Consider the following 16490-nt stretch of genomic DNA (forward strand, 5'->3'; position numbering starts at 1 on the left):
CACTTTTGACCAGGAGATCTGCATGATGGACCTGACTGATAGATTCTGAGGGAACGCTTTCACACATCGGACCGAGACCGGAGGGCCGCCGCCGTGCGCTTGATCGTCCTGACGAAACCATTCGGATCCACCAGCGTCGACCGGCTCGCCGACCGGCTCGCTTCCCTGGGTGTCGACGGCGCCGACCTTCTCGTCCGTGCGGGGCAAGCGGTGACGCCCGGCACACCGGAGGACATAGTCGTCGCGGCAGGCACCCTGGAGCGCGCGGGGCTGGGGCTCGACATCGTCACCACCGATCTCACGGCCGCCGGGCCGGAGGCGGAGCGGACCATCGCGAGCTGCGCCGAAGCGGGAGTCCCTCTGGTGCGGATCGGTTTCTACCGCTACCCCGGACACGGGGACTACCCGACGTACCTGAACGAAGCACGCCGGTGCCTGGACGGCCTCGTGGACCTCGCCGCCGCTCACGGTGTGCGCCTGGCGCTCCAACTGCACCACGGCACCCTGCACATCTCAGCGGCGCACGCTCTGCGGCTTCTTGAAGGACACGGCGATGTTCTCGTCTACGCCGATCCCGGCAACCAGGCCAAGGAGGGAAGCGAGGACGTGCGGCTCGGCCTCGACATGCTGGGCATCGAACGCATCGGCTGCGTCGGTGTCAAGAACGCGGTGTGGCGGCGGGGCGCGCGAGGCTGGGAGTGTGACTGGCAGCCACTCGCCGACGGTGGCGTCGTCAACTGGCCGAGGATCCTCCCGTTACTGCTCCGGCGCGGCTACCGCGGTCCGCTCTCTCTCCACGTCCACTACCCGTTCGGGTCGCTGGAGCGCGTGCTTCAGCGTGACGTGAACCACCTGCGGGACCTCGTCGCGGACGCGCGGAGGGAAAACGACGCCCAGTGAATCGTTTTACCCTGTCAGAGGTACGCGCACGGCCGCCGCGGCAACCGGCCGGGGCTTACCCCAGATGATTTCCGCTTGAGGTTGTTGTTTTCTCCCGGACGTTCGGAGGCGCTCGTTGAGCAGGTCGCGGATCGGCAGATCAGGCAGTGAGACAGGGCGGTCCCGGGTGACCATCCGTGAGGTGGGCGCGGCGGCCGGCGTCTCGACCTCCACGGTGTCCCGGGTGCTCAACGGCACTGCCAAGGTGGACCCTTCGCTGGTTCAGCGGGTGCACGACGCCGTCGCGGACCTCGGCTACCGGCCCAACGCGGCCGCTCAGGGACTGGCCCGCGGCGAGGCGGGCGCGATCGGAGTCCTGGTCCCGGATCTCGCGAACCCGTACTTCCCCGACATCCTCAAGGCGGTCTCCAGCGTGGCCCGTACGCACGGACGCCGCGTCATGATCATGGAGTCCGACGAGAACGCGGCCGGCGAACACGAGTACGCGCAGGACCTGATGCGGTGCTGCGACGGAGTACTGCTGTGCTCGCCCCGGATGGACCGCGCCTCGCTCGTGGACCTGACCCTCCAGGGCACCCCGATGGTCATGGTCAACCGGATGGTGCCCGGCCTCAGCACGCCCTCGGTCTCGGTCGACTTCCACGGCGGCATGACACTGGTCTGCGGCCACCTCGCCCAGCTCGGCCACCGCCGGGTGGCGTATCTCAGCGGCCCCGAAGCCTCCTGGGCCAACGCGGAGCGCGTCCGGGCCTTCGCCGCGGCCGCGGCCTTCGGCCTCGACATCACCGTCGTCCCCTGCGGCTCCACCACCCGCCATGGCTACGAGGCGATCGCCTCGCTGCCGGACGCCGGCATCACTGCGATCGTCGCGTACAACGACCTCGTGGCTCTCGGCGCCATGGCGGGATTCGAGGAACGGGGCATCAAGGTACCCGACGACATCTCCGTCATCGGGTGCGACAACCTGTCGCTCGACCGCATGCCGTCCTCGGGCCGCCTCCTCACCACGGTGTCGGGCCCCCGGGACCAGCTCGGCAGGCAGGCCGCCGAGCGGCTGGAGCTGTCCATGACCTCGCAACCCGACAGCGAACCGCTCCTCATCCCGATGGAGTTGGTCATCAGGGACACCAGTGTCCCCCCGGGGACCACGAGGCCCTCGCACACCGCGTAGGCCGACGGCGGAATGCGCGCGGCCCGTCATCGGAAGTGCGACGAAGAGCTCGGTGACGACCGGGACACGTATCCGCCGCCTGCCGGTGGCGTCGGGGGTCGCCGCGGCAGAGGTCTCACCGCATGTGGGAGCAGTCGGACCCGGCACCCGGCCGACGGCCGTGTCGGGGTAATGCCGCCGGCCGCCGGGGCCGCGGTCCGCCCGGAGCAGATCCTGTTCCTCGTAGGAGCGCAGCGCGCGGACGCTCGCTCCCGCCTTGTCGGCGACCTCACCGATGCGCACCGGTCCTCCTCCTTGGTTCCGGCGACCAGCCCGACTTGCACCTGACACTGATGTCAGGTTTTAGCGTAGTGAGTGTCGGCGGCCCGCCGAACATGCTCCCCACTGATCTCGCGAACGGCCGGTTCAGGCCGCGCGGAAAGGCAGAACCTCATGCGCGCAGTCCGCTATCACGAGTACGGCGGTGTGGAGACTCTTGTGGTCGAGCAGGTGCCGGACCCGCGTCCCGGGCCCGGCGAGATCCGCGTCCGTGTCACGGCGGCCGGCGTCAATCCCGTCGACTGGAAGGTGCGCTCCGGCGCGGTGCGAGAGGTGCTTCCTGTGGACCTGCCCGCGATTCCCGGGCGTGATGCCGCCGGTGTGGTCGATGAGACCGGTGAGGGGGTGCGGGGGGTGAGCATCGGCGACCGTGTCTTCGGGCTGGGCGGCGTCACCGGCGCGACGGCGGAGCTGGCCGTGCTCTCGGCCTGGGCACACACCCCCGCCACATGGACCGACGAGGAGGCCGCCGGTGCCGGTCTGGCGTCCGTGACCGCGATGGGCGGGCTGAAGGTGCTCGGACCTCTGCGGGGGCGCACCCTTCTCATCGAGGGCGCCGCCGGAGGCGTGGGCAGTGCCGCGGTCGAGATCGCGGTGGCCCGGGGCGCCACTGTGATCGGCACGGCCAGCGAACGCAACCACGAATTCCTCACCTCCCTCGGAGCCGTTCCCACCACCTACGGCACCGGCCTCGCGGAGCGCCTCGCCATCCTGGCTCCGGACGGTGTCGACATCGCGCTCGACACCGCGGCCTCCGGGTCCCTGGGCGATCTCGTCGCGATCGTGGGCGACCCCGCTCGTGTGTCGACGATCGCCGACCACACCAACGCGCATCTCCTGGGCGTGCATCTGGCCAACGCGGAGAACGATCCCACGCTCCTCGCCGAAGCGGCCGAACTCGGCCGGCAAGGCCGCTACACACCGCGCGTCGAGCGGACCTACCCGCTCGAACAGATCGCGGAAGCGCACACATACGCCGAGCGCGGACGCACGCGGGGCAAGATCGTGGTCCGTGTGTGAGCTCGCCGCGGCGTCGCCGTCGGGGCGTGACGGACTTCAGCGCCGCGCCGACGCCAGCACGCTCAGTCCGAACATCAGGACGCCCAGGGGGAGATGGACCGACGGTACGTGCGCGATACCGAGCACGACCTGGACCGAGGCGAGGACAAGGAAGCCGGACGCGTGCCAGACGGGCCGGAGCGAGCCGCCGCCCGGCTTCCACGCCAGCACCGCCGCGAGCACGTACAGCATCGACGCCCCGTACATCACGCGGGCTCCGGCGCTGTGCAGCGTCTCTCCGTAGGACGAGGTCAGCAGCAGTCCGGCGGAGACCGCTTGAAGGAAGATGGTCAGGGTCTGCACGGTGATCGCGATCCGCAGAAACGACCAGCGGCGCTGTGCCGTCGCCTGGGTTGCCATGCCACGGTCCCCTTTTCCGCCCGGGGGGCAGTAGATCGATAAGGTCTCACCAGCCCGACGACGCGGGCCCGCGAAAGGTAAGGCGAGGAGGCGGTCGGGAGCATGGGGACGGCAGGGACGGACACCGATGAGATAGCCGGTGAGCGGCGCCAACTGATCAATGTCGCCTACCGGTTGCTCGGTTCACTGGCGGAGGCCGAGGACGCCGTACAGGAGGCCTACGCACGCTGGTACGCGCTGCCACGAACCCGGCGGGACGAGATCGTGTCCCCCGGCGCCTGGCTGACGACGGTGACCGGCCGCGTCTGCCTGGACGTGCTCGGCTCGGCGCGGGCCCGGCGTGAACGTTACGTCGGCGCGTGGTTGCCCGATCCGCTGCCCGACCACGCCGAGTGGCACCACGGCCATGGCACCGACCTCGCCGACCAGATGATCCTGGACGAATCGGTGACCATGGCCTTCCTCGTGGTCCTGGAGTCGATGACACCCGCCGAGCGGGTGGCGTTCGTCCTGCACGACGTCTTCCGGTTCCCCTTCGCCGAGATCGCCGGCATCGTCGGCCGGACCCCTGCGGCCTGCAAGCAGCTCGCGGCCTCCGCCCGGCGGCGCGTGCGCGTCGCGCGGGCTCCGGTGACGGCGGACGGGCAGGCCGATGTGGTGCGGCAGGTCAAAGAAGCATGGGAGACGAGGGACATCGCGGCCCTCGTCGGGCTCCTCGACCCGGCCGCCGTGATGACCGCCGACGGCGGTGGCATGGTGGGTACCGTCCCGCACCCGGTCGAGGGCGGTGCGCGTATCGCCCAGTACATGGTCGCCATCGCCGAGAAGGCTCCGGGGCTCGAACTGCTGGAGCGCTCGGTCAACGGTGTGCCGGGCCTGGTGGCCCGGCGTGCCGGCGCCGTCATGACCGTGGCCTCGTTCGATGTCGTCGACGGCCGCGTCACCCGGATCTGGGCGGTCCGCAACCCGGAGAAGCTGCGGCCGTGGGTGCGGGACGGCTGAGGGCTGTCCCGTGGGGCGTGTTCCGCGCGTTGGGGAAGTGTCGGTTCCGAGGTGAGGCGTTCGTCGTAGGGTGTGAGGCGGCCGAAGGAGGCCAACAGCCGAGGGAGCCTTGATGACGCGGTACCTGATCTCGTTCGATGACGGCGCGATGTCCTTCCCCGAGGAGGAGTTGCGCGCGGTGGCCGAGGCCTCGCACAAGGTGGTGCGTCAGGCTCAGGAGGCCGGTGTGTGGGTCTTCGGTGGTGGACTGGAGACGCAGCAGGCGAGCGTCGTGGCCACCGACGGGACCGTCACCGACGGCCCGTACCCGGAGACCAAGGCGGTGCTCGGCGGGTTCTCGATCATCGATGTGCCCTCACGTGAGGACGCGCTGGAGTGGGCCGCCAAGATCGCTGCCTCGTGCCGCTGTGCGCAGGAGGTCCGGGAGATCATGCCCGACACGACCGTCTGATCGAAGACGGCCCGACGCGGCTGGGACCCGGATCCGGCGCATCCTGAGTGATCGTCGCCGAAGCCGTGTCCGCCGCCGTCGGGCGGACGGGGAGGCCCGGTTCACGGTCGGCGCGTGGTCGGTGACTCACGCACATGCGGCTCGCTATGCCGTTCGGCCGGCGTCGGCGACCATGCGGACGAGGGTGTCGATGAGTTCGTCCGCGGTGGTGCGCAACCTGTCTGTGTCCAAGTGGCCGCTGAGCTCCATGTCCGCGATGCCGTGGGCGCTGGTGAGCAGCAGGGCGCCGTAGTGCCGTGTGTTCCGCTCCCCGACGAGGTCGGCGACGATGGCCAGGAACTCGTCCTGGAAGCGCCCGGCCGCGCGCACGCGGTCCGCGATCGGGTCGTCCCCCGGTCCGCACAGCTGACGCCGGACGCGGTCGAGTCCTTCGCCGAGCTCTTCGGGGCGGTGCCCACGGCGCCTGAACAGCATCTGGTACAGGTGCGGCTGGTCCCTGCCGACGCCGACGAGGGTGTGCAGAGCGCCGCGCAGCCTGGCGGAGGCCGACAGGGCGGGGTCGGTCCGCAGGGCCTGGACCTGGTCGGCGATCCGTTGCCAGCTCTCGGTCGTGACGGCGGTCAGCAGGCTGTCCTTGCCCGTGAAGTGCCGGTACGGCGCTCCCCGGCTCACGCCTGCCCGCGCGCCCACCTCGCGCAGGGTGACGGCTTCGGGGCCGCCGAGGTCGAGGAGCTGGGCGGCCGCGTCGAGCAGCGCGCGGCGGGTGACGGCGGCGGACTCCGCACGAGTGACCATGGACCCCACCATACAGTTGACAGTGTCATCTTCACTGGTAGCGTAGCTAAGGTGACAATGTCATCTGAAACTCGGAAGCTCATCGTCGTGACCGGCGCCTCCACGGGCATGGGTGCGTCGACCGCCCGGGGACTGGCACGTCAGGGATTCCACGTCCTGGCCGGTGTACGACGTGACCGTGACGCCGACGCCATCCGGTCGGCCGGCATCGAGCCGGTCATCCTCGACATCACCAAGTCCGACCAGGTGGAGGCTCTCGCCGTACGGATCGCCGACGACCCGCGCCCGCTGCACGCGCTCGTCAACAACGCCGGCGTCCAGGTGAACGCCCCGGTCGAAGCCCTGCCGATGGCGCGGTGGCGGCAGGTGTTCGAGGTCAATCTGTTCGGCCATATCGCCGTCACGCAGGCGCTCCTTCCCGCGCTGCTGCGCAGCAAGGGCCGTGTGATCAACATCAGCTCGATCGGCGGCAAGTTCGCCATGGCCACATACGGCGCGTACGCCGGCGCGAAGTTCGCCCTGGAGGCGGTCAGCGACTCGCTCCGCCGGGAGGTCGCGCCGCTCGGCGTGCGGGTGATCGTGGTCGAGCCCGGCGGCATCCGTACGGAGATGGCCGCCCGCGGGATCGCGACGGCGAACGACCTGGCCGCCCGGATGACACCGGAGCAGGACGACCGCTACGGCGGGCTGGTCCAGGCGAACAACGCGCTGATGGCCTCGGGCACCGCGTCGGGCCTGACCGCCGACGCCGCCGCCCGTGTCATCACGAAGGCCGTGACCACCCGCAGGCCACGCACCCGCTACACCGCCGGCCGGGACGCCGCTCTGATCATGCGCCTGGGCCCGATGCTGCCCGACCGCACGGTCGACCGGATCCTCGCCGCCAACCTGCGCCGCCACTACCCGAAGGGAGCCGCGGCCCGGCCCACCGCTCCCTCCCCTTCGCGCCGTCCATGACCTGGGCATGTTCCGGCGGCTCCGGCCGGAGCGCATGCGCACCCAGGGGGCGGAGCGTTCACCGGCTCCGTCAGCGCCTCGCACCCTCCATTCCGGCGGACGAACCGCGACGTCCGGCGCGTCCGTCCAGGGCGTGCCCCGAAAATCCCGCCTGGCCCGCGGGCGGACGGCGCTACTTTCGCAATACGCCCTGGCCCAACTCCAGCTCGCCGACCTTCTGGTCCCCGCTCGTCTCCCCCGTCGGCCGAAACCCCAGCCCCAGGTAGAAACCCTCGGGCCCGTCCTCGCCCGGATGCCAGGTGGTGGTCAGTCGGGTGCCGCCGCGGCGGCGGATCTCGGCGGCCACGGACTCGACCGCGAAGCGGCCGTATCCGCGTCCCTGTTCGCCGGCCGCGATGTTGAGCCGCCACAGTCCCGAGCGGATGTCGGCGCCCGTGCCGTCGCCCGCGAAGTCGATATCGAGGAAGGCCATGAGGAAGCCCACGGGCCGGTCACCGTCGACGATGAGGCGGGGCCAGGCGATGCCGGGGTATACGTATGCCTCGGCGAGGGACTTCACCACCGGCGCCACCAGGTGTTCCTGGTCGGGGCGAACCCTCAGACCGATCGCGGCATCGAAGTTGGCGGCGGTGACCGTTTCCAGGCGGAGCGTCGTCGTCATGCGGAAACCGTAAACCAGCGGATCGACCAGCGGATCACGTGGTGGGGCGGGCCGCCCACCGGCCTCAGTCCTCACGCCAGACGTCGTCGATGGCGTCCTGGACGTCATCGGTGCGGGCGACCTTGAAGACGGACACCATCAGGTTCTCGTCACCGTAGAAGGAGTGCAGGCCGCGGGCGAGGAGGTCGAGGTAGTCGACGCCGATGAAGGGCTCGCCCCGTTCGGTGTGGAGGTAGGCGCCTCCGAGGCCGTCCCGGTCGACGCCGACAGCCCGCAGAAGCCGCGCGGGGTCGGTTGGTGGAGAGGACGCCGTCCTCGCCGAAGGCCGGATCGCTGATCTGGACGACGCTGCCCCAGCAGCCGACGGCGACGTGGTCGAGGTCGCCGATGTGCCGGGGGTGGCCCATGTCCCGGCGAGGCATGGGGGCGAGTTCCTCCACCACGGTGGCAACCGTGGAGAGTTCGGCGACCACCGCGCGGGCGCGCGCCGGGTCATGGGCCGGCGCACGACGGATGGTGTGCTGGTCGTAGGGGGCGGGGCACGGCGGGTGGACGCGGGTGATCCGGAGGGTGGACTGCCGCCAGGCGAGACGCGTGTTCGGGCTCATGGCGGGAGCCTAGAACTCGTCATCACACGAAGGGGGCCGGTGTGCGCGGGATTCGGGCTGCTCCCAGCCGGGGGTCAGTGTGGTGTGGCGAGCATGTCCGCGATCTCCTTGAGTACGAGGTCGGGACGGTCCTTCGGTACGTCGTGGGAACTGCCCTCGGCGGTGACGAGCGTTCGGTCGGGGCCGTCCTGGACGAACGAAGCGGCCGCGGCGCGCCAGCGCTGGACGTCCACGGGTGAGCCGTCGAACGGGGTCTTCTCCGAAACCATGACCGTTGCCGGTACGGAGTCCGGCCAAGTGACCTTGTGGAATGCCTTGTGCGCCGGGGCGAATCCCTCCGCGGTGGAGATGAGCCGGCGGTTCTCCGGCTTGTCGGGGTCCTTCTTCGCCGCGTCGACCTGCGGCTCGCTCGCGGCTACGAGACGGGAGATCTCCTCGTCCGTGAAGAACGGGGGGAGGTTGGCGTCGACCAGGACCGCGCCGGCGAGCATCTTCGGGTTGTCCTTGGCGAAGTAGTTCGCGATCTCGCCGGCCTGGGAGTGGGACACCAGGGTCACGTTCTCCGTGACGCCCAGCTGCTCAAGCCCCGATGTGAGGTCGCCGGCAGCGCTCTCGGCCTTCCATGGGCCGGGCACCACGTCGCTCTTCCCGAGACCGGCCCGGTCGTATGTGATGACGGTGGCGCCGGTGTCCGCGTGGAGCTTGGGGACGAGGTCCTTCCATTGTGAGGAGTCCTCGCCGCCGCCCGAGTCCAGGACGACCGTGTGGCCGTTGCCTTGTGTGACATGGAAGGCCAGACGGTGACCGTCATTGGTGATCACGTGCAGCTTCGATACGCCTGGCCGGCCGGCTCCCGGCGAGGCGGACGGCGTGGCCGAGGCCGTGGCCGAGGACGAGGACGAGGGCGCGTGCTCGGGGGCGGAGTCGTTGTCGCCGCAGGCCGTGACGGCGCCGGCGGTCAAGGTCAGCACGGCGAGGGCCGACAGAACGCGGTATGCGGACCGGCGCTTGCGGGGAGTGCGGGACATGAGTGATCCTTCGGCGAATGAGGGGCTGTTGTGCCTGTCAGCTCCATCATTCGGTGACCTGGGGTGATCAAAGAACCCGGCTGGCCCGTCTGTTGGTGGTGTCGCTGATGCCAGTGAGCGCCGTGGGGTCAACCCCCGCGAACGGCCACTGAGCGGTGTTCCTCAGGCCGTGGGCGGCTGCCCGCTCCAGAGCGCCGGCCCCGCACGCCGGTCGTCTGTCGTGATCACGGCAACGCCGCCGGAGTCAGCCCGACTTCGGCGGATTCCGTGCGTCGAAGGCGACGAGGGTGTTCTTGGCCGCGGCCACGACCACCGCACGCCCCACGACGGTCACGCGCGAGGTCGCGCTCGCGTCGCCCGTCAAACCCTCGGCCTGCGGATCCGTTGTCCACAGCTGTTCGCCGTCGTGCGGCGACAGCGCGACCACCCGGCCGGTGACCGAGCTGAAATACAGTGCGCCGGCTCCCGCCGCGGGGCCCGACGCGCCCTCCACACTCGTCTGCCGCGACCACTTCTTCCGGCCGGTCGCGGGGTCGAACGCCGTGATCAGACCGGTCTGCCCGCTCATATAGACCGTGCCGTCCGCCATGCCGGGCGCCCCCGCGTATGTCCTGTCCAACGGGGAGTACGTGACCTTCCCCGAGGCCGGGTCGAGCCGCGCCACCCCGTCGTATCCGGCCAGCGCCGTTCCCTCCATGCGTCCCAGAAGGAATACGAGCCTGCCGTCGGCGACGCCCATCGGCAGGGCGGGGCCGTCGACCGCGATGGGCCTGCCCAGTGCCCCCGAGGCCCGGTCGACCGGGTACAGGGTGGGGTGGCGCACCGCTGAGGCGTCCACCTCCGTATTCGTCGCGCACATCGCGAAGAGCTGTGGGCCCACCGGGACGGGAGCGCACTGCGTACCCGCGGGGAACGGCCTCTTCCAGGCGACCTCACCGCTGTGCGCGTCCCTGGCCTCGAAGCGGGAGTTGGAGGCGTCGACCGTCACGACGGCGGAGCCGACCACCAGGGCGTCCCGAGTGCGCCCCGTGACGGCCGTCGACTGGGCGCCGGACGGCACGGACCACAGCTCCCGGCCGTTGTCCGCGTCGATGGCGACCACCTCGCTGGGAGGGTTCTGCGGGGCGTCCTCGGCGGCGAACCGGTAACCGAGCACCGTGTCGTCGGTGGCGCCCACCAGGTGCATGCCCTGGACGGGGACGCCCGGGCTCTTCGCCGTCCACACCCGCGAGCCGTCCAGGGCACTGATACGGGTCGCGACCACGCCGCCGCCCCCGCAGAACAGTGCGTCGCCGCGCGCGACGCAACGCAGTTCGTCGGGGATGTCCTCGCGACCGCCGGGCACGGTCGCGCGCCACGGCTCGAAGCCGGCCGGAAGCACGGCACCCGGCGCCGCGGCGCCGGCGGCCTTGTCGCCGCCGCTGCCCTTGTCGCCGTCGCTGCTCCCGACGCTGCCGGTCTGTAGCAGGGCGACTCCCCCGCCGATCGCCGCCACCGCGACCGCGGCCGCGAGCACGGGCCGCCACCGGCCGCGCAGACGGCGGCCGATGGGGGTGCCGGTGCTCCCCGTACCGGGATCGTCCGGGGCGGTCGGCGCCGGGGTGGTCGGCGCCGGGGTGGCAGGCGTCGCGAAGTGATGCTGGGTGATCATGTCGCGGGTACGGCCCGCGCCCACCCCGCTCGTGTCGGTCCCGCCGAGGTCGGCCGACAGGTCCCGCAGCAGTACGAGGAGTTCGTCCGCGGAGGGGCGCCCCTGGGGATCCTTGTCCAGGCACGACTCGACGACCTCGCGCAGAGCCGACGGCACGGCACCCAGCGACGGCTCCTCGTGCACCACCTGATACGCCGTCAGGTAGGGGCTGTCCGCGTCGAAGGGCCCGTGGCCCGTCGCCGCGTACACCAGCAGTGTCCCCAGGGAGAAGACATCGGACCGCGGCCCCACACCACGCGGCGCCTGCAGCTGTTCCGGCGACATGAAAGGCGGCGTACCGATGACCCGTCCTGTCATCGTCAGCGTCTGCTGGTCCACGGCGCGCGAAATGCCGAAGTCGATGACGCGCGGGCCTTCGGACGAGAGCACGACGTTCGAGGGCTTCAGGTCGCGGTGGACCACCCCCACCCGGTGGATGTCGCGCAGCGCCTCCGCCAGCCCGATGGCGAGCCTTCTCAGCTCCGGCCCGTTCAGCGGGCCCTTCGCGGCGATGCGCTGGGCGAGCGTCTGCCCCTCGATATAGGTCGTCGCCATCCACGGCTGCTCGGCCTCGGGGGCGGCGTCGACCACGGCGGCGGTGAACGCGCCGCTCACCCGCCTCGCGGCCGCCACCTCCTGCCGGAAACGGATACGGAACTCGTCGTCCCCCGCGAACTGCTGGTGGATCAGTTTGATCGCGACAGGCCGCCCCGAGCTCGTACGGGCCAGGAAGACCGTGCCCATGCCACCCGAGCCGAGCCGTGCCTCAAGCGGATAACCGCCGATCTCGACTGGATCGCCTACGCGCAGCGACACTCTTCCCGACCTCCCGTCCCCCGTGCACTTGTGCAACCACGGGCCCGCGTACCTGTCTTCCCTACAAACTAGTCGCAGGGCAGTACAGCTGAGCAAAGCGGGTGACGAACAGGGAGCCATGCGCGGCTCGCTGTTCGTCTGATCCCCAGGAGATCACGGGGACGGTCGTCCCCCTCGACCACGTCGGAACGGCGCCGGCGCTCGGCCCGCCTCGAACGGAAGCGCCTCCCGCGCCGACCGGCGTGTACGACTCGAACGCGGGTACTAGAGGCACCGTCAACGTGATGGCAGATCATCGCGGTGCCGCACGCCTCCTCTCGACTCGACGATGTGACGGCAGGCGCCACCGCGGGCCCGTAGGGCCAGGTGATCCGACAAACAGCCCGCGTGAACGCGACGGGCTGGCGAGTGGATGGGGGAGCGGATGCCGAACAGCGCGGCGGAGGCGTCGGCGGACAGGGGACGCGACGAGACCGCGGAGGAGCAGGCGGACCGTAAGTGGGGCGAACTCATCCAGGAAGTGCGGGTGGCTCAGACCGGCGTGCAGATCCTGTTCGGTTTCCTGCTGACCGTCGTGTTCACTCCCCACTACCAGCAACTGGAGCAGACGGACAAGACGATCTACATCGTGACCGTTGTCCTCGGCGCGGCGGCGACCGGGGCGCTGATCGGTCCCGTGTCCTTCCACCGGATCGTCTCGGGACGGCGCATCAAGCCGGCGGCTGTGCAATGGGCCTCGCGCCTCACGTTCACCGGCCTGTTGCTGTTGCTGGCGACGATGACGTCGGCGCTCTTCCTCGTCCTCCGTGTGGCCACGCACGATCATTTCGTACCGTGGCTGGTCGCCGGTGTGATGGCCTGGTACCTGGCCAGCTGGTTTGTGCTGCCGTTGTGGGCCCGCCACCGCCACACCACTCCATGAGACGCGCGCTTCAGAGGCTTGAGAGATCGCGCGGTACCTCCTCCCGCAGGATCTGCTTCTCCTCCTCCGTCTGCTCGTACTGCGACAGAGCCAACCCCATACAGAAGAAGGTGGGCGCCCACTCACCGACAAAGATTCCCCACCGGTCGGCGCGATCCAGCCCGCCCGTCGGCTCGTACCTCATGGATCCCATCCACGAGGCGATCGCGAGCCCTATCGACACGACTCCCGCCGTGTACATGTGCTCGCTCCGCAGGCCCTTCTCGTGCAGCATCTTGATCATGACAACTCCCGGGTCGAAGTGAACTCTCCGTTCCACCGTCACCCCGGGCGCGGACACGCGCATCCCGGCACAGGAAAAGCTCGCCGGAGGCGCTGGGTTAGGTCAGCCTTTCCTGACTGACTACATCGATGTGGACTCCACTGGGACCCCGGCTCGACGTGTCCGGGCACAGTCGTCCCTGTCACGTGAATCGAGGCTTCCATGTCCGCCGGCTCTCGCCCCGCGCTCGCCACCGAGGTGTGCGGAAACAACCTCACGGGACCGTGCGAGGGGACCGAGGCCCAGCCGACCGCCGAACCGCACCGGGCCGGGGGCCGGTCCGGGCGCTGATCCCCCGGGCCGGGCCCGGCGTCGCCTCAGCCATCGACGGGGACAGCGATGAACTCCGCCTCGGTCATTCCGCTGCCGGTCGACACCACACCCGGCATCGTCCTGGCCGCACTCCTCGCCACCGCGGTCGCGGTGACCGCGGCAGCCCATCTCGTCCCGGACCGGACCCGCACGGTCGGCCCGGTCGCTCTCCCCGGCGCGTTCGCCGGCACGCGGGAGGCGGACAGCTGATGTACGCGCCGCATCCACAGCCCTTCCCCGCCCCGGATCCGCCGGAGTAGGACACCGCCCAGCGGGCCGAGCACGCCATCAGCTGGCTGGCCGAGGGCGGCGAGGCCGAGCAGACGCCGGCGGCGGCGCTGGGCGGGCTGCCGAACGCGTGCGACGACCGCCTCGCGCGGATGGCCGGCCTCGTGCAGGCCACCGCACGGGGCCTCGGGCCACAGGCCGCCGCGGTGTGGGCGGGCGTGCCGGAACACCTTCTGGACAGCCGGCTCCAGCAGGACCTCGCCTTCAACTCCGCCATGGAAGCGGCTGCCGCCCTGGCCCGCACGCACGGAGTCGAGCCCCAGGGGCACACGACGCCCGCGGTGCTCCGGGTCGCCGTGCTGGCGATGAGCCGCGGTGCGGACTGGGACACCGCCGCACGGACGGCGGGACTGAAATCCCATGAGTTCCGCAAGCTGTGGCGGGCATCCCCCGTGCTGAAGGCGCTCGTCGCCGCCGCGAGGCGAGCCCGGGACCGTACGCCGAGAACCTTCGTCCCCTCCTCCTTCCGACAGCGGAAACCCGGTCGGGAGGCGCCTTCGCCCGGCTCCCACAAGACCGCCAGCACGTCCGCGACGAGCTCGCCATGCTGTCGACGCGTACACGGCCGTGCGACGCTCAGCGCCGGACACGGCTCCGGTCCCCCGCCGGCGCCTTGTTTCCGGCGGGCTTCGGCCGGTCCGGCGTGAGCCGTCGGATGATCATGGGCGTCAGCAGCATCACGACCAGGAGCCGCAGGCTCTGCACGGTCGAGACCAGGGCGACATCCCCGTGGGAGGAGACCGCCGCGGCGAGGACCGCGTTGATCCCTCCGGGGGTGGTGGCCAGATAGGCGTCCATCAGCGGGGTGCCCGTCGCCTTGGCGAAGATCCACGCCATTCCGGCGCAGCCGAGGCACACGGCCGTCATCGCGGCGAGGATCGACGGCAGCAGTCCCCGTACGCGCCGGAGCGTGTCGCGGGTGAAGCGCACCCCGACGTCCATGCCCACGAGGACGAAGACGACGTCCTGAAGGATTCCGGCCGGTGCGAATGCCGGGATGACACCGCTCATGGTGGCGACGAGTGCGACGAGCATGGGCCCGATCAACGCGGGCGTGGGAAGGCGCAGCCGGCGCCCGGCCAGGATGCCGGCCACCGCAACGGCGGCGAGCGTCAGCAGACCGGTCAGCTGGTCCGGCCCCGCGACCAGCTGGAACAGGCCGGGGCCCGGCCAGGACCCCGCTCCCCCGCCGCCGGCCGGCCCCGACGACGAGCCGCCGGCCATCCAGTGGGCGAGCAGCGGCGCGGTCGTCGCGACGAGCCCCACGCGCAGATACTGGTTGAAGGCGACGAGCCGTACATCGGCCTTGAGTTCATCGGCGCAGGTCACGATCCCGGCTGAGCCGCCCGGCATCATGCCGAGGACGGCGGTCGGGCGGCTGATCCGTCCCTTGCGCGCGAGGAACCACGCGATGGCCACGCTGAGTCCGATCGTGGCCGCCGTGACCGCGGTGAGGGGCAGTGCGGACGGTGCCGCCGCCATCAGGGCGGAGGACGTCAGATGGCTGCCCATGAGCGCGCCGACCAGTGCCTGGGACGTCCGGTTCGCGGGTCCGGGAAGGCGGTCGCGGACCCGTCCCGACAGCGCGAGGACGGCGCCCACCAGCAAGGAGGCCAGGAGATACGGCGAGGGAACACCCAGGGCAGAGCCCACGGCGCCGGCCGCGTACCCGCCCGCGATGATCAGTGCCCAGCGCAGCGCGGGCAGGGAACGCGGGGGGATGCCGGCCGGTGTCGGCGCGGGGGCCCGCGGGAGTTCCCGCGTATCTCTCTTCTCCCGCTCGTGCACGGACGTCGGAGTCACAGTGCCGCCTTTCGCCGTGGAGTGACAGGTCTCGCGGTTCGGGCCCGCGGGCGTCGCGGGTTTCCACGGTGCGGGGTCCGGCCTGTGCGGCCGCTGAGAGCGCCTGAGCGCATGCTGAGGCGCGCCTGAGAGCACACTGAGAGTGCGCGGGCCGACCAGCAGAAAGGGCCCTTGGCCTCGGTTTTCCCTACACTCGGGAAGGGATGATCGGCACGCTCGGGAAGGGGTGATCGGCCTTCCTGCCGGTGCCCACCGATCGACGCACGAGGAGATCCGGGTGCGGGTACTGGTGGTCGAGGACGAACCGCACATCGCCGCCGCGGTCGAGCGAGGGCTGCGCGCCGAGGGTTTCGGTGTGGACGTCGCCGAGGACGGCGAAAAGGGGCTGCTCCTCGCACGGCGCAACGAGTACGCGGTGATCGTGCTGGACCTCATGCTGCCCGGACGCAACGGCTATGACGTCTGCCGGACACTGCGCTCCTCCGATGTCATGACGCCCGTACTGGTCCTGACGGCGAAGGACGGCGAGTACGACGAGGCCGACGCGCTCGACCTGGGCGCCGACGACTTTCTGACCAAGCCCTTCTCGTTCGTGGTGCTGCTGGCCCGCGTCCGCGCGCTGCTCCGCCGCAGCGCCCCCCAGCGCCCCGCCGTGCTGACCGCCGGCGACCTGTGGCTCGATCCCGGTGCCCACCGCTGTGGCCGGGGCGACAGCCTGCTCGAACTCACTCCGCGTGAGTTCGCCCTGCTGGAATATCTGCTGCAGCGCTCCGACACGGTCGTGAGCAAGACCGAACTCCTCGCCGAGGTCTGGGACGCCTGGTTCGAGGGCGACCCGAACATCGTCGAGGTGTATATCGGCTATCTGCGGCGCAAGATCGACGCTCCCTTCGGGCGCGCCGCCATCGGGACCGTGCGCGGCGTGGGCTACAGGCTGGACGGGAAGGGCGGCTGAATGCCCTGGCGCCGTCTCCGCCCGCGTACACCCCCCGTCCGGTGGCCCCTCGCCGGGCGACGGCTGACCTTG

Annotated in this window: 17 protein-coding genes and 2 pseudogenes; 9 read left to right on the top strand and 10 right to left on the bottom strand. The window is 70.8% G+C overall.

The window, feature by feature from the left end; translation table 11 throughout:
• Positions 1-93 precede the first annotated feature (93 nt).
• Together ACZ7LS_RS33835 and ACZ7LS_RS33840 are read left to right on the top strand one after the other, a co-directional pair.
• Complete coding sequence (locus ACZ7LS_RS33835; RefSeq protein ID WP_382516501.1) at positions 94-900, top strand: sugar phosphate isomerase/epimerase family protein; 807 nt, start codon at positions 94-96, stop codon at positions 898-900.
• A 166-nt stretch (positions 901-1066) separates the two neighbouring features.
• The gene (locus ACZ7LS_RS33840; RefSeq protein ID WP_382665070.1) at positions 1067-2071 is read left to right on the top strand and encodes a LacI family DNA-binding transcriptional regulator; all 1005 of its coding nucleotides are present in this window, start codon (positions 1067-1069) and stop codon (positions 2069-2071) included.
• A 144-nt stretch (positions 2072-2215) separates the two neighbouring features.
• Here ACZ7LS_RS33840 and ACZ7LS_RS33845 read toward each other — a convergent pair.
• Positions 2216-2353 (bottom strand): annotated as a pseudogene (locus ACZ7LS_RS33845) (MerR family DNA-binding transcriptional regulator); the annotation flags it as partial.
• A 150-nt stretch (positions 2354-2503) separates the two neighbouring features.
• Between ACZ7LS_RS33845 and ACZ7LS_RS33850 the strand changes: the two are divergent.
• Entirely contained in the window at positions 2504-3409 is a 906-nt protein-coding gene (locus ACZ7LS_RS33850) for an NADP-dependent oxidoreductase (protein WP_385133737.1), read from the top strand.
• Positions 3410-3445: 36 nt separating this feature from the next.
• On the opposite strand, the gene ACZ7LS_RS33855 is transcribed toward ACZ7LS_RS33850, so the two are convergent.
• Positions 3446-3808, bottom strand: coding sequence for a hypothetical protein (locus ACZ7LS_RS33855; protein ID WP_382665071.1), 363 nt, complete (start codon positions 3806-3808; stop codon positions 3446-3448).
• 102 nt (positions 3809-3910) lie between these two features.
• Between ACZ7LS_RS33855 and sigJ the strand changes: the two genes are divergently transcribed.
• Both sigJ and ACZ7LS_RS33865 read left to right on the top strand, forming a co-directional pair.
• Positions 3911-4810 (top strand): RNA polymerase sigma factor SigJ, encoded by a 900-nt coding sequence (gene sigJ / locus ACZ7LS_RS33860; RefSeq protein WP_382877118.1) that lies wholly within the window; start codon positions 3911-3913, stop codon positions 4808-4810.
• Between the two features lie 112 nt (positions 4811-4922).
• Complete coding sequence (locus tag ACZ7LS_RS33865) at positions 4923-5261, top strand: YciI family protein (RefSeq protein WP_385133733.1); 339 nt, start codon at positions 4923-4925, stop codon at positions 5259-5261.
• A 144-nt stretch (positions 5262-5405) separates the two neighbouring features.
• Here the strand turns inward: ACZ7LS_RS33865 and ACZ7LS_RS33870 are convergent, their stop codons facing one another.
• On the bottom strand, positions 5406-6056 hold the full coding sequence (locus tag ACZ7LS_RS33870) for a TetR/AcrR family transcriptional regulator (protein WP_382516484.1): 651 nt from the start codon (positions 6054-6056) through the stop codon (positions 5406-5408).
• A 57-nt stretch (positions 6057-6113) separates the two neighbouring features.
• Between ACZ7LS_RS33870 and ACZ7LS_RS33875 the strand changes: the two genes are divergently transcribed.
• Complete coding sequence (locus tag ACZ7LS_RS33875; protein WP_385133729.1) at positions 6114-7013, top strand: SDR family NAD(P)-dependent oxidoreductase; 900 nt, start codon at positions 6114-6116, stop codon at positions 7011-7013.
• Between the two features lie 172 nt (positions 7014-7185).
• Here ACZ7LS_RS33875 and ACZ7LS_RS33880 read toward each other — a convergent pair whose 3' ends face one another.
• The 5 genes and pseudogenes from ACZ7LS_RS33880 to ACZ7LS_RS33900 form a co-directional block, all read right to left on the bottom strand.
• Positions 7186-7674 (bottom strand): GNAT family N-acetyltransferase, encoded by a 489-nt coding sequence (locus ACZ7LS_RS33880; protein WP_382516478.1) that lies wholly within the window; start codon positions 7672-7674, stop codon positions 7186-7188.
• A gap of 64 nt (positions 7675-7738) precedes the next feature.
• Positions 7739-8125: a DUF6333 family protein gene (locus ACZ7LS_RS33885; RefSeq protein WP_385133727.1), complete on the bottom strand. Its 387-nt coding sequence runs from the start codon at positions 8123-8125 to the stop codon at positions 7739-7741.
• A pseudogene (locus ACZ7LS_RS33890) lies at positions 8028-8282 on the bottom strand (DUF6333 family protein); the annotation flags it as partial. The gene ACZ7LS_RS33885 and the pseudogene ACZ7LS_RS33890, both read right to left, overlap by 98 nt.
• 74 nt (positions 8283-8356) lie before the next feature.
• Positions 8357-9310, bottom strand: coding sequence for an alpha/beta fold hydrolase (locus tag ACZ7LS_RS33895; RefSeq protein ID WP_385133724.1), 954 nt, complete (start codon positions 9308-9310; stop codon positions 8357-8359).
• 244 nt (positions 9311-9554) lie between these two features.
• Positions 9555-11816, bottom strand: coding sequence for a serine/threonine-protein kinase (locus ACZ7LS_RS33900; protein WP_385133721.1), 2262 nt, complete (start codon positions 11814-11816; stop codon positions 9555-9557).
• 424 nt (positions 11817-12240) lie between these two features.
• On the opposite strand from ACZ7LS_RS33900, the gene ACZ7LS_RS33905 reads away from it, so the two are divergent.
• Positions 12241-12738, top strand: coding sequence for a DUF6328 family protein (locus ACZ7LS_RS33905; RefSeq protein WP_382516470.1), 498 nt, complete (start codon positions 12241-12243; stop codon positions 12736-12738).
• Between the two features lie 10 nt (positions 12739-12748).
• On the opposite strand, the gene ACZ7LS_RS33910 is transcribed toward ACZ7LS_RS33905, so the two are convergent.
• Positions 12749-13021, bottom strand: a complete 273-nt coding sequence (locus ACZ7LS_RS33910) for a hypothetical protein (protein WP_385133718.1) — start codon at positions 13019-13021, stop codon at positions 12749-12751.
• 378 nt (positions 13022-13399) lie between these two features.
• Between ACZ7LS_RS33910 and ACZ7LS_RS33915 the strand changes: the two genes are divergently transcribed.
• Positions 13400-13582, top strand: coding sequence for a hypothetical protein (locus ACZ7LS_RS33915; RefSeq protein WP_382665077.1), 183 nt, complete (start codon positions 13400-13402; stop codon positions 13580-13582).
• A 654-nt stretch (positions 13583-14236) separates the two neighbouring features.
• Here the strand turns inward: ACZ7LS_RS33915 and ACZ7LS_RS33920 are convergent.
• Entirely contained in the window at positions 14237-15463 is a 1227-nt protein-coding gene (locus tag ACZ7LS_RS33920) for an AbrB family transcriptional regulator (RefSeq protein ID WP_382665078.1), read from the bottom strand.
• A 277-nt stretch (positions 15464-15740) separates the two neighbouring features.
• On the opposite strand from ACZ7LS_RS33920, the gene ACZ7LS_RS33925 reads away from it, so the two are divergent.
• On the top strand, positions 15741-16418 hold the full coding sequence (locus ACZ7LS_RS33925; protein WP_382516458.1) for a response regulator transcription factor: 678 nt from the start codon (positions 15741-15743) through the stop codon (positions 16416-16418).
• Positions 16419-16490: the final 72 nt, after the last annotated feature.

The organism is Streptomyces sp. NPDC039430, from assembly GCF_055639435.1.